Annotated in this window: 10 protein-coding genes and 1 pseudogene; 1 reads left to right on the top strand and 10 read right to left on the bottom strand. The window is 42.2% G+C overall.

What is annotated here, in order from left to right:
• Positions 1-388: 388 nt before the first annotated feature.
• Positions 389-3,088, top strand: coding sequence for an Ig-like domain-containing protein (locus OCK74_RS15465; protein WP_279297959.1), 2,700 nt, complete (start codon positions 389-391; stop codon positions 3,086-3,088).
• 89 nt (positions 3,089-3,177) lie between these two features.
• Here OCK74_RS15465 and OCK74_RS15460 read toward each other — a convergent pair whose 3' ends face one another.
• The 10 genes and pseudogenes from OCK74_RS15460 to OCK74_RS15415 form a co-directional block, all read right to left on the bottom strand.
• Positions 3,178-3,669, bottom strand: a complete 492-nt coding sequence (locus OCK74_RS15460; RefSeq protein WP_279297958.1) for an RrF2 family transcriptional regulator — start codon at positions 3,667-3,669, stop codon at positions 3,178-3,180.
• 63 nt (positions 3,670-3,732) lie between these two features.
• Positions 3,733-4,044: an iron-sulfur cluster assembly protein gene (locus OCK74_RS15455; RefSeq protein WP_279297957.1), complete on the bottom strand. Its 312-nt coding sequence runs from the start codon at positions 4,042-4,044 to the stop codon at positions 3,733-3,735.
• Positions 4,045-4,158: 114 nt separating this feature from the next.
• Entirely contained in the window at positions 4,159-4,599 is a 441-nt protein-coding gene (locus OCK74_RS15450) for a SufE family protein (RefSeq protein WP_279297956.1), read from the bottom strand.
• A complete protein-coding gene (locus tag OCK74_RS15445) occupies positions 4,599-5,843 on the bottom strand; it encodes an aminotransferase class V-fold PLP-dependent enzyme (protein WP_279297955.1) in 1,245 nt (414 codons plus the stop codon). The genes OCK74_RS15450 and OCK74_RS15445 overlap by 1 nt, the downstream gene beginning before the upstream one ends.
• Before the next feature lie 18 nt (positions 5,844-5,861).
• Positions 5,862-7,163 (bottom strand): Fe-S cluster assembly protein SufD, encoded by a 1,302-nt coding sequence (gene sufD, locus OCK74_RS15440; RefSeq protein ID WP_279297954.1) that lies wholly within the window; start codon positions 7,161-7,163, stop codon positions 5,862-5,864.
• Between the two features lie 63 nt (positions 7,164-7,226).
• Positions 7,227-7,991 carry a Fe-S cluster assembly ATPase SufC gene (sufC, locus tag OCK74_RS15435; protein WP_279297953.1) on the bottom strand — a complete coding sequence of 255 codons (765 nt, stop codon included), beginning with the start codon at positions 7,989-7,991 and terminating at the stop codon, positions 7,227-7,229.
• Between the two features lie 134 nt (positions 7,992-8,125).
• Positions 8,126-9,571: a Fe-S cluster assembly protein SufB gene (sufB, locus tag OCK74_RS15430; protein WP_279297952.1), complete on the bottom strand. Its 1,446-nt coding sequence runs from the start codon at positions 9,569-9,571 to the stop codon at positions 8,126-8,128.
• A 1,278-nt stretch (positions 9,572-10,849) separates the two neighbouring features.
• A complete protein-coding gene (locus OCK74_RS15425; RefSeq protein ID WP_279297951.1) occupies positions 10,850-11,698 on the bottom strand; it encodes an endonuclease/exonuclease/phosphatase family protein in 849 nt (282 codons plus the stop codon).
• A gap of 79 nt (positions 11,699-11,777) precedes the next feature.
• Complete coding sequence (locus OCK74_RS15420; RefSeq protein WP_279297950.1) at positions 11,778-12,773, bottom strand: ROK family protein; 996 nt, start codon at positions 12,771-12,773, stop codon at positions 11,778-11,780.
• Between the two features lie 53 nt (positions 12,774-12,826).
• A pseudogene (locus OCK74_RS15415) lies at positions 12,827-13,374 on the bottom strand (MFS transporter); the annotation flags it as partial.

Genomic DNA, 13,374 nt, shown 5'->3' with positions numbered 1-13,374 from the left:
TGATCTTTTTCTTGCCATCTAATTAGCCAACTCTCTATCACATACATTTCACACCTTATGAATGCTTGATCTAACCTAATAGAGTAATAACGCTCTGATTTTTTCACACCTTCTTTTCTACTGGTACCTCTATGAATAAACGTAAATAAACCTAAGAAGGACATGCATAGGGACTCGTGTGTTTTTTATCCCACTAAGAATTCAACTATGCAGGTTAACAACTATTGCCACAATTTAATTGCTGGTAAAAAAAAGGCTTATTTAATACAGTTTTATTCAATGATGAAACTGGGGCACTCTCCACCCGGAATGGCAAATCTTTATGTCATTTTTTTATTAATGATCTCATCCGGCTTTTTCACTCCATTCATCAACAAATGCTTTCAAAATGAGTAAGAATACAAACCTCAAATATTTTATCCTGCTTATTATTCCTTTTTTAATGGCTGTAAATATATATGGGCAAGCAGTTGTTTCAGGAAATGCACCCGTAAATCCTCCGGTAGGTGGGTTTCGGTTAGACGGTGATTTAAAAGCAAATACACCTGCCAATACTGGTGACTGGCTGCCCAATACAGTGGCTGGAGCGACAGGGGGATCTGTTTTGACTGCTGCTGGTGTACCTATTGTAAATACGACAACTTATCATCGCACGGATTTATATACCAATGGTGATAATATTTTTGAAGGTGGCTTGAAAAAAGATCATGACCTGAATTCTTATAGATGGAAATCGGGAAATCCAACTCCTTCAAAATGTGATATTAATAATTTTCTGATGCACATTTCTGATGATGCAAATGGCGATACCTGGATTACTTTGGCAGGAGACAGGGAGTCAACGAGCGGAAACAGCTTTATTTCTATTGCATTGCTCCAGAAAATGATGACAAAAGAAACAGATGGCTCATTTAAAAGTCAGGCTCCAAGTTCAACTGGGGGCCGTACCGTCGGTGATGTACAGATATCAGCTGAATTTACCGGTGGTGGCTCTAACCCGAATCTTTATTTAGAAGAATGGAGAAACGTTGGGGGTGTTTACAAATGGGTGACATTTTCGATAACGCCTATGCCTGCTTTTGGCGCTACAAATAGTGCTGTGATCTCAGGCATGCCTTATGACGTATTTGGTGGCACATCCTATAGTATTAATTCATTTATTGAAGTTTCTGTCAATATATCTGAAATTTACAGGAATACGGCCACGCCATGCGTAGGATCTATATCTACTATGTTTGTAATGACCAAGTCTTCCCAATCCGTAACTGCTGATCTGGCCGACTTTGTTGATCCTCTTCAAGTGAATTTAGATATCAATGTGGGTAAACCAACGGCTTCCGGCGCAACCTATTGCGTTGATCAAACGATTCAAAACCTGACCGTTACTGGTGAATCAGGGGCAACCTTTAAATGGTATAGCGATGAAGCTCTTACTAATTTGTTATATACAGGGAGTTCCTTTGCAACTGGGGTTAGCAATGCGGCCGCTTCGACCAATAATTATTATGTTACCCAAACTTTGAAGGGATGCCAAAGTCAGGCAACTCCTGTTACCTTAAAGATCAATCCTAATCCGTCAGCAAATGCCGGAACAGCACCAACTGCACAATGTCAGGATCCAACAAATGGCAACACTTTCAACTTAAGTGGCTCTGGAACTAATGGCAATCCATCTTGGGCCGTACAAAACAACCCGAATGGCTTAACCGTTGCTATTACCAATGGAGATACCTATACTCCATCAGTTAAGGTCAGTGGTGGTACTGGCAGTGTTACACTCCGCTTAACGGTGGCTAGTACTTCCACACCTTCATGTGGCAATGCTACCAACGATGTAACAGTTGTAGTCAATCCTAATCCTACAGCAAATGCAGAAGCCGCTCCTGCTGTTCAATGTCAGGATCCAACAAATGGTAATACCTTCAGCTTAAGTGGTTCAGGATCCAATGGCAACCCATCTTGGGCCATACAGAGCAATCCAAATAACCTCACAGTGGATCCTATAATAAATGGGAATACCTTCAGCCCTTCCGTCAAAGTAAGTGGTGGAAGTGGTAGTGTAACATTGAGATTGACTGTTAACAGCAATGCTACACCTTCATGCAGTAATACAACTAGTGACGTAACTGTTGTTGTAAATTCCAAACCGACGGCAAACGCAGGTTCAACGCCTGCTGATCAATGTTATAATACTAATGGCAATACGTTTAACTTGACAGGAACAGGTACGAATGGAACTCCTTTATGGGATGTGAAAAGCAATCCAAATAACTTCACAGTCAATATAACAAATGGAAATACATTGACGCCATCTGTTAAACTGAGTGGTAACACAAATGGTGGTAGCGTGACCCTAAGATTAACTGTGACTAGTAATGCTACACCTTCCTGTGGTTTTGCACAAAGTGAGGTAACATTAACGGTAAAAGCCCAGATAATTGGTCCTGATGCTGATATTCTTCCGATCATATGTACTGATGCAGGCTTCAAGTTAAAGATAAAAGACCCGGATCCCAACACCATCTATACAGTTACTCAACCATGTAATAGCGCATACAGTTCAAGCATCCCGGCCGGAGCTGGTGAAAAGGTTTTTGAAAATCTGAAATTTGCTGCTGGCTACAGAATTATAGCTACTAAGAATGGTTGCGATGCTGCGCCAAGTATATGTGGTGGTGAGCCATGCACTGATATTTGCCAAACAAACGCACCGCTAACTCAGGTCCTCAGTCAGCAAGGAAACGCATCAAGCATTAAAGGAAATGAAATTGCATCAACATTTAAAAGTACTGAGGTTGAAACTGTAAATGCTAGGATTGAAGCTGCAAAGACCAAAGTATTGGCTGCTCCAAATCCATTCTACAACAAGATCAAGTTCACTTTGGTATCTGAAGTTTCCGGGCAAGGGTCTTTGGAAATATACAACATGCTGGGTCAGAAAGTAAAGACTGTCTTCCAGGGTTATGTACAGAAAGGACAAGTGCAAAACATTGAATACAATGTTCCTGGTGCACAACGTTCTAATCTGATTTACATCTTCAAGGTGGGAGACCAACAAGTAACAGGAAAACTGATAGGACTTAAATAGATAGGCTAACCCAGGCTAAGCACTTGTAAATAAGAAGCCATCTCATTTGAGATGGCTTCTTTATAAATCAAACAAGTGACACACTCGTATTACACTTGTAAAAACTTGTCTTCCGTAGACTTTACATTCTGTTGTAAAATAGTTTCCAAAATCCCTGAGGAGTGTCCATCCGGGGTAATTAATTCGTGAAGTGAGAGCTTATTGAGTAATTGGTCTACTGTATACTGGATCATTTGCCATAAGGAGCGGGCAGAGCATTCAACAGAATTAGTACACAACTTGCCAATGCCTACATGAAGGTTACAGAACTCACTATCATAAAGAGCTCCGCCTAATGCCTTCAGCACATGGTTGATATTGATCTCTTTTGGGGGCCTGGAAAGAACATAACCTCCCTTGTACCCAGGCGTACTGTTAATGAAGCCTTCCATCCGCAAAATGCGGGTGAGCTTGGCCACATAGTGACTACTCAATTCTTCTGCTTCGCTCAGTTGGGGAATGCTCATGCCATCTTTATCCTGGCAGCGGGCAATTCGTATTAATATCCGTAGCCCATATTCCTCTTGTGCGGTTATTTTCATGCGTTGATTATCTGTTTTCGTCAATGGTTTCCCCGTATATATCGGGGAGGTTCAAACTCTTGGTTACATAAATCCTAATTCCAGTTGTGCCGCTTCCGACATCATGCTTTTGTTCCATGTAGGAGTCCAGGTAACAGCTACGTGTACATCATTCACACCTTCTATCTCCCTGACCTTTTGATCTACTTCCACCGGTATAGTTTGTGCAGCAGGACAACTCGGTGCTGTCAATGTCATAACAATCTGCACATTGTTGATGGGCAGAATAGAAATTTCATAGATCAGCCCCAGTTCATAAATGCTTACAGGAATTTCAGGGTCAAAGATTGTCTGCAATTTCTCTATTACTTTTTCCTTCAATTCTTCATTATTCATATTTCGCAACAATTAATATAAGTAATCAATAATTAAAAATCAATAATCATCAATCTCTTCACTCCAAACCTCAAACTCCCAACTTCAAACTCCAAATCTGTCATCTATCATCACTCACACCACCGCGTTCTTCACCTTATACGCCAACGCATAGTTCTTCATCTGCTTTACCATCGACAATAAACCATTAGAACGAGTTTGCGCAAGGTGCGAAGTCATGCCAATCTGGTTAATGAAATCAAGTTTAGCGTTGATGATTTCATCAGGTGTATGACCCGATAAAACCCTGATCAGCATGCTGATTAAACCCTTTACGATCACAGCATCACTCTCTGCTTTAAAGTAAACACGGCCATCCTTGTAATCTGCAACCAGCCAAACAGTCGACTGGCAGCCTCTTACTTTGTTCTCGTCTTTTTTATGTTCATTTTCCAGTGGCGGTAATCTCTTGCCCAGGTCAATAATGTATTCATACTTATCATCCCAGGTATCGAAAAGTGAGAATTCTTCTACAATCTCATTCTCTATTTCTAGTATCGGCTTATTATTGTTCATCAGGATAATAATTTAATGGCTTTTTGAAGACCAATTGCCAATTCATCTATTTCTTCTTTCGTATTGTATAAGGCAAATGAAGCCCTGGTGGTACCTGGTATGCCAAAGCGATCCATTAAAGGTTGTGCACAGTGGTGACCGGTACGTACAGCAATACCACGATTGTCAAGTAAAATTCCAAGGTCCTGTGGATGCACATTTTCTACCACGAACGATAATACACTGATCTTTTCTTTGGCCCTGCCAATGATCCTGATACCTTCAATCGCATCCAGTTGCTCTGTTGCATAGGACAGCAACTCATTTTCATGCTGTCTGATATTTTCCTTACCCAGTGCTTCTGTATAATCAAAAGCGGTCTTTAATGCCACGGCATCAGCAACGTTTGGAGTGCCTGCTTCAAACTTGTAAGGTAGATCATTATACGAAAACGACTGAAATGAAACTTCCTTGATCATTTCTCCACCACCTTGAAAAGGATGCATGCTCAGGAGCAGGTCCCTTTTCCCATACAAGGCACCAATGCCTGTAGGTCCATACAATTTATGGCCAGAGAAAGCAAAGAAGTCGCAATCAAGGTCAGTGACATCTATGTCTAAGTGCACTGTGGACTGGGCGCCATCCACTAAAACAATGGCGCCAGCCTCATGTGCTATTTTGATGATTTCTTTTACAGGGTTGATCGTTCCCAGTGCATTAGATACATGAACTACAGAAACTAGCTTTGTCCGCTTTGTGATGAGTTTTTTATATTCATCCATCAGCAGTTCCCCATCATCATTGATTGGGATCACTTTCAAAACAGCTCCCTTTTCCTCACACAACATAAGCCAGGGAACAATATTGGAGTGGTGTTCCATAGTAGAGATAATGATCTCATCTCCGGCTTTGATGTTTTGCCTGCCCCAGGTATATGCTACTAGGTTGATAGATTCTGTAGTACCCTTGGTAAAAATGATTTCCTCTCTCGATGATGCATTCAAAAACCTTTGGATGGCATCACGCGTCAATTCAAAAGCAGCAGTAGCTTCTTCCGCCAGCGTATGAATACCACGGTGAATATTGGCATTGATGTCGGTATAATAACGCGTTAATGCATCCAATACCACCTGGGGCTTTTGAGAAGTAGCTGCATTGTCAAGGTAAATCAGTCTTTTGCCTTTTACTTCCCGGCTTAATACGGGAAATTGCCGGCGAATGGCTGCTACATCATATATCTGTTGTATGGGGGCAGTTTGTATCATCTTTAAAGTTTTTATAGTCTACACCATTTCGTATCCAAGTCTTTCCGAAATCAGCTCATCTACATAATCCCTGATCACAGGCAGGTTGATGTGTTCCAGTACATTATCAGCAAAAGCATGCAGCATCAGTGAGCGGGCAGTCTTTTCGCTGATACCTCTCGAACGTAAATAGAACATAGCTTCTTCATCAAGACTACCTACTGTACAACCATGCGAACACTTCACATCATCTGCAAAAATCTCAAGCTGTGGCTTGGCATTGATGCTGGCTGAGTCAGAAAGCAATATGTTTTTGTTCGACTGGTAAGCATTGGTCTTTTGTGCATCAGGCTCAACGAAGATCTTTCCGTTGAAAACACCTGTGGCATTGCCATCCATAATGCCTTTGTACAACTCATTGCTGAAACAGTTCGGTTGCACATTGTCTACAACAGTATGATTGTCTACATGTGTGTCACCCTTCATCAGGTACAAGCCGTACAAATGTGACTCACAATGATCTGCATCCAATATTACATTCAGGTTGTTGCGCACAATACTTCCATCCAAAGAAATGGTAACAGTATGTGTATAGCTTTTGCCGATCTGCCTGATATGCGTAGTGCTCACCTGGCTATGACCAGCATCGTTTTGTATTTTGTAATACTCTGCATGTGCATCTTTTTCAACAACCATTTCCAGTACCTGGTTGGTGAAGCTTTCTTGTTCACCCATTGTTGAAAATGTTTCAACAAGCTTCATTTGTGCGTTCACGCCAACATAGATCAGGCTGCGTGGTTGCGACAGGATAGGCGCAAATCGTGCATCAGTGATGTTGTAGATGTAAACAGGATGTTCAACGATCTTCCCTTTACTGACATGAATGAATACACCTCCATGCACAAACGCAGTATTCAGAGCATTGATACCATCTTTCTGGTAACGGGCACTGTGACCAAGGTGCGTGGAAACGATTTCTTTATATTCATTTGCTGCAGCTTCTTCCAAAGGCAATACAGTAAGGTCTTTGGAGAATATCTTGGAAAGCTCGAAAGAAAAAATACCATTCACGAAAACCAGTTCATTGGCTTCTTCGTGGCCAGGTAAACGTACAGCATCTACTTCTGCTTTGGTTATAGAAACATCCGCTACGAATGGTACCTTGAATTCTTTATTGAACACACCGCTGATGCGGGTATATTTCCATTCTTCATGCTTTAAGCCAGGAATACCCATCTTGCTGAAAGCATTGAATGCATTTTGGCGAACCGTGCCCAGGCTGCTTTTATGATCAGCCTGTTGCAACTGCTCGAAATATTCTTTAAAAAGTTCTATAGTCATCTAATAAGGTTTTAAAACTGAAAGAAAATGGACTGCTCGACTATGACTGATTCGTCATTCAAATTACGCTTCTTCAACAGCGTCCACTACACTCTTAATAAAGTCGTATCCTCTTTCTTCCAGCTCAAGTGCCAATTCTTTAGTACCAGACTTCACAATACGTCCATTGTACAGTACGTGTACAAAATCAGGAACGATATAATCCAAAAGACGCTGATAGTGAGTTACTAACAATACCGCGTTGTCTTTAGAGCGCAGCTTGTTCACACCATTGGCTACAATGCGGATAGCATCGATATCCAAACCAGAGTCAGTTTCATCCAAAATAGCCAGCTTTGGTTCTAGCATCGCCATTTGGAAGATCTCGTTACGTTTTTTCTCACCACCAGAGAAACCTTCATTCAAAGGACGGCTCAAAAGTGACTGGTCTATTTCCATCATGGCCATCTTTTCTTTCATCAGTCGTAGGAAAGCTACAGCATCCAGAGACTCTTGCCCACGGTACTTGCGTACTTCGTTTACAGCAGTTTTAATAAAGTTGGTTGTGCTCAGACCTGGAATTTCTACTGGGTACTGGAACGCAAGAAACAAACCTTCCCCGGCTCTAGCCTCAGGTGACAATTCCAAAAGGTCTTTGCCATCAAAATCAACGGAACCATCTAATACTTCATAATCTGCTCTTCCGGCCAGTACAGATGCCAAAGTGCTTTTACCAGAACCATTAGGTCCCATAATAGCATGTACTTCACCCGGTTTGATGTCTAGATTAATTCCTTTTAAAATCTTTTTTTCTTCAATGCCTGCATGCAGGTTTCTTATCGATAACATGTTTTATTTGTTGATTATTGATTGTATTAATTATGAATCGGTGCCAGTTCCTTGTCCTGTTACCGGTAACTGGCAACCGGCAACCCCATTTTTAAATTCCCAAACCTCAAGATTCCGAAATCCGAAATCTTGGTTTATCCTACACTTCCTTCAAGACTGATTGCCAGCAGTTTTTGAGCTTCTACTGCAAACTCCATAGGCAATTGGTTCATTACTTCCTTAGCGAAGCCATTGATGATCAATGCTACTGCAGTCTCAGTATCGATACCACGCTGGTTGCAGTAGAAGATCTGGTCTTCACCAATTTTAGAAGTAGTCGCCTCATGCTCAGCTACAGATGTGCTGTTCTTGACTTCAATATATGGGAAGGTGTGTGCACCACATTTATCACCCAATAGGAGGGAGTCACACTGGGAGAAGTTACGGGCATTGGTTGCCTTTTTGCCCATGTGCACTAAACCACGGTAGCTATTGTTGCTGAATCCTGCAGAGATACCTTTTGAAACGATGCGGCTGCGGGTATTTTTACCGATATGCTGCATTTTGGTACCAGTATCTGCTTGTTGGTGGTTGTTCGTAACAGCTACAGAATAAAACTCACCAACCGAGTTGTCTCCTTTCAGGATCACACTGGGATATTTCCAGGTAATTGCTGAGCCGGTTTCAACCTGTGTCCAGGAAATCTTGGAACCAACGCCTTGGCAAATACCACGTTTAGTTACGAAATTGTATATACCTCCATTTCCTTCTTTATCACCAGGATACCAGTTTTGAACTGTGGAGTATTTAATTTCAGCCTTGTCCATTGCAATCAGTTCTACAACGGCAGCATGCAGCTGGTTTTCATCACGCATAGGAGCTGTACAGCCTTCCAGGTAGCTTACATAGCTGCCTTCTTCTGCAACGATCAGCGTCCTTTCAAATTGGCCTGTATTTTCAGCATTGATACGGAAATAGGTAGAAAGCTCCATCGGGCAGCGAACGCCTTTTGGAATATAACAAAACGATCCATCACTGAATACTGCAGAGTTCAAAGCTGCAAAATAATTGTCTGTCATAGGAACTACAGAGCCTATATACTTCTTTACAAGCTCAGGGTGGTCTTGTACAGCTTCCGACATGGAGCAGAAGATAATGCCCTGTTCAGCCAGTTGCTCTTTAAAAGTGGTAGCAATGGAAACACTGTCAATTACCGCATCTACAGCCACACCACTCAGGCGTTTTTGCTCATCCAGTGAAATACCCAACTTTTCGAAAGTACGCCTCAGCTCAGGATCTACTTCATCCATGCTGTTGAGCTTTACTTTCTGTTTGGGAGCAGAATAATAAATAATATCCTGGTAATTTATCGCAGGATACTTTACATTTGCCCAGTTTGGTTCTTTTAAGGTCAGCCAGTAGCGGTAGGCTTTAAGTCTCCACTCTAGCATCCACTGGGGTTCATTCTTTTTGGCAGAAATAAAGCGAACAATGTCCTCGCTCAATCCTTTAGGCGCCTCATCTGCTTCAATATGAGTAACGAAACCATATTTGTAGTCAGAAAGTACCGTTTGCTCTATAGTTGATAGTCCTTCATTCATAACAACATCAAATTTTTTAGCCTTGTTATTCGCGCAAAGGTAAGGCTCAATTTGTACAAAAAAGTATAAATAGTGATATTAGTTTTCTCAATGGCTAATAGTTAACATTTATTAAACCGTTAAAAAAACATTTGTAAACCTTTTTGCCCAACTTGAAACAAAATTCCTTGGCAAAATACTCTGCCAAAAGACTAAAAAATCTTGAACTTAGACAATCTTTAACTATAGAGCAGGTAATCCTCCTAACTGGAAAATAACCTTTATTTCACATATCTCAAAAACCCCAATCGAAACCTTACTACCACCAAACCTGGCCTAATAATTTGCATTTGAATTATTTTTAATTTATTCGTCATTCCCTCTGTTCCCGCTTCATTTCCCTTTGCAGCAATTCACTAGAGGTCTTATAGTAATCTTATAGGAAACTTACAGTAAAGTTATAGTAAACATATAGTAGAGTTATAGTAAACATGCTCCGTACATCCTAACTACATCCTCCTCGACCACTCCTATACTACTCCGGATCAACCCCGTATCTATCAACCCCGTATCTAAAGTATACCTACGCCCTACTATCCCCTTATCTATCCCACCCAACCATACCTTCAGGGTAGATCAAGTATAGCTGAAGCATACCTGAAGCATACTTCAAGCACGAAACAGATTTTGCCCCCTAATCCCTTAACTCATCCCTGAACAATACTTACCCCATGCTGAATGGATGCCTACTCCCTACTTACTCCGTACCAACTCCGTACTTAAGCCGTACCATAGCCGTATCTAAGCCGATGCTACCTCGACCATCCTTCGATCATCCTTCGACTATCCTTCGACCATCTTTCGACTATGCTTCGATCTGAATTGAGCAAATGCTCATAAATAAGGGGAAAACAACCTACAGGCAGAACGCCCTAAAAAGCCCTGAACGGAGGCAAGGGAACTGAGTCTAAAGATACAAAACCAACCCCACCCTCCAAGTTTTGCCCCCCAACTCCAAACTTCAAACTCCAAACTTCAATACCCCATACGTCATTCCCTCCATCCCTCAGTCCGCATCCAACCAGGGCCATGTGCGCGGTTGCTCTCCACCTCAGGCGGACTGGGGGGTGATCTCCAACAAAAAAAGGCCACTCTTCCGAGCGGCCTTCAATATCCTTTTTATCCTTTTATGAACTCATCATCTCACCGGTACCTCAAACTTCCTTACTGACTTTTCCTGTATGTTAATATCCTATTCCGCCTGATCTCCATAATCCTTCAAAATCTGGTTCAAGTTGCTTATCGCAACGATATAGTTGAAAAAACTGGACGATGATCGGAAGCATAGGAATCTTCACCTACAAAATAGGAGAGGACCTTCCATGAATGATTCCGGTCTGTTAAAATATAGTCGATAGTTTTTTCCGGAAGATCAGAAGGGTCTGTAGGTAAACAAGGTCTGCAAAGAGATTTGAATGTCTTTGTGAAATCACTCATCTCTTTGCTGTTTAAAGTGTCATTAAAATCCCCTCCCAAAACAACCGGCAGCGTTTCATTTTTTAAAACCTCACTGATTTTATTGTACTGAAGAATCCTGTTTTCCGGACTTACATAATCCATGTGTGTGCAGGCTATTCTAAGTTTTAGCCTGTTTTCCAGGGTGGCAGTTGCTGTTAACAAAGCCCTTTGTTCGGATTGTATGGATTCCTTTTTGGGGAGCAAATAAACCTTTGGATCTGTTAATTGGAATCGGGAAAGAATGGCAATGCCATATTCACCACCGCCAAAATCAAGTGCTTTACCAAAGTAATAATTCATCCCCAATTGCTTAGCAATAGCCTCTGCCTGGTTGATGTCTTTTCCTGAGCGTGACGTATGAACATCAATTTCTTGGAGAAAAACAATGTCTGGTGATGCAGATGCAATAACCTTTGTAACAGCTGCCAGATCGATTGTTCCAGCTTGGGCTTTTGATGGGGGATTGCAGTGGTGAACATTATAGGTCATTACTTTTAATTCAACGGGTGCACCAGGTTTTCTTTGTTTTGAACTTTCTGTTGTGCTGGTCTTTAAGACCCCGGAGCATCCTGCTAACGAAATAAACAGTACAAGACTCAGCTTGTATAAATTCAGTTGGAATTTTTTCATATTGTAATTGTTTTGGAAAAAAGAGCCGGCCAGGAATGGCCAGCTCGCTTTAACTATTAACTATTAGCGCCTAAACTTTTTACTGGATTAATTTTTCCTGCTTCAAATTTGAAAGACTCATTTTCCCCTCCCAAACCAGGGCACTGGCGCCCAGGATGGCTGCATCAGCTTCCTTGAGCTCACTAAAGAGCAGTTTCACTTTATTTTGGAAGATGGGCAGCAGGTTGCGTTCCATATGTTCCTTAACAGGTTTCATCAGGAGGTCTCCTGCTTTGATCACTCCACCAAACAGGATGACGGCTTCCGGAGAGGAAAACATCACAAAATTGGATAGTGCTTCACCCAGGATCTCCCCTGTGTAGTCAAATACATGCTGAGCCAGTTCATCACCCTGGAGAGCGCATTCGCAGATCAGCTTTGAAGTGATCTCCTCTTCTTTGTAGCCTCTCAAAAGAGATGGCTTAGTCCAGGTTTCTAGAAATATCTTTGCTGTTAAGGCAATACCTGTAGCGGAAACATAGGTCTCCAATGATCCATCATAGCCAGTTGACCAGTGCTTTCGGCCTCTGCGCGCAATGGTATGCCCCAGTTCTCCGGCAAAACCATCATGACCATACACCAATTGTCCGTTGTTCACAATGCCACTGCCTACTCCTGTTCCCAAGGTAATGACAATAAAGTCTTTCATTCCTCTTGCTGCACCATACATCATTTCGCCCATGGCTGCAGCATTGGCATCATTGGTCAGCCAACAAGGTAAATTGGAAATCCCACTAACAAGATCAACTAACGGTACTACCTTATTCCACGGCAGGTTCGGTGCATAGTCCACGGTTCCTGTATAATAATTACCATTGGGCGCGCCTATACCAATGCCTTTAATTTGATCAATTCCGATCTCATTTATTATCGGTTGTAAGGCACAATGTAATGCCTCTACAAATTCTTCTGCGGTCGGGTATTGGTTTGTCGGAATACTGCCTTTATAAGCAATTTTTCCAAGGCGATTGACAACTCCATATTTTGTAGAGGTACCGCCTATATCCACACCAATAGCATAGGGTTGGTTGTTCATAACTTTTCAGTTAAAAAGATATTTAATATTGTTTAGTGTCATGCTAATATGGTTTAGTGCCCGCCGGCTGCTGGCACATCATAATCGATACCTTTTCTTTTCAAAATGGCCTTGGCCCTGAGGGCATAGAAGGCCAGGTAGGCAAAACAGGCCACCCCTACCAGGTAAGACATCTGAATGCCCAGATAAGCATCCGAGGCCAGATACCCCTGCACCAGGCTCACTACCCCGCCCCCCATGATCATCATGATCAGGAAGGAAGCCCCCTCATTGGTGTGCTTACCCAAACCCGCAATGGCCAAAGTAAAGATGCAGGGCCAGAGCGTGGAACAAAACAGCCCCACCGAAATAAAGGCATACACACTCACCATCCCCTCCGAAAGCATGCCGATCAAAAGAGCGGTAATGCCCAGCAGGGAAAAGAGCAACAGCTGCCTAGCCGGGTTGCCCTTACTTAAGAGGTCCCCTATAATGAGGGCCAGGATCACCCCTGCATAGAGGTAAAAAGGCGTGATATCATGGCTGGCCAGCTTGTTGATCAACAGGAACACCCCAAAGGCCAAATAAGGCATCACAAACCTTAGGATGGATTGCAGGGACC

This window comes from Paraflavisolibacter caeni (genome assembly GCF_025628885.1).
GTDB classification, from domain to species: domain Bacteria; phylum Bacteroidota; class Bacteroidia; order Chitinophagales; family Chitinophagaceae; genus Flavisolibacter; species Flavisolibacter caeni.
This window is presented reverse-complemented; position numbering and strand designations above follow the sequence as displayed.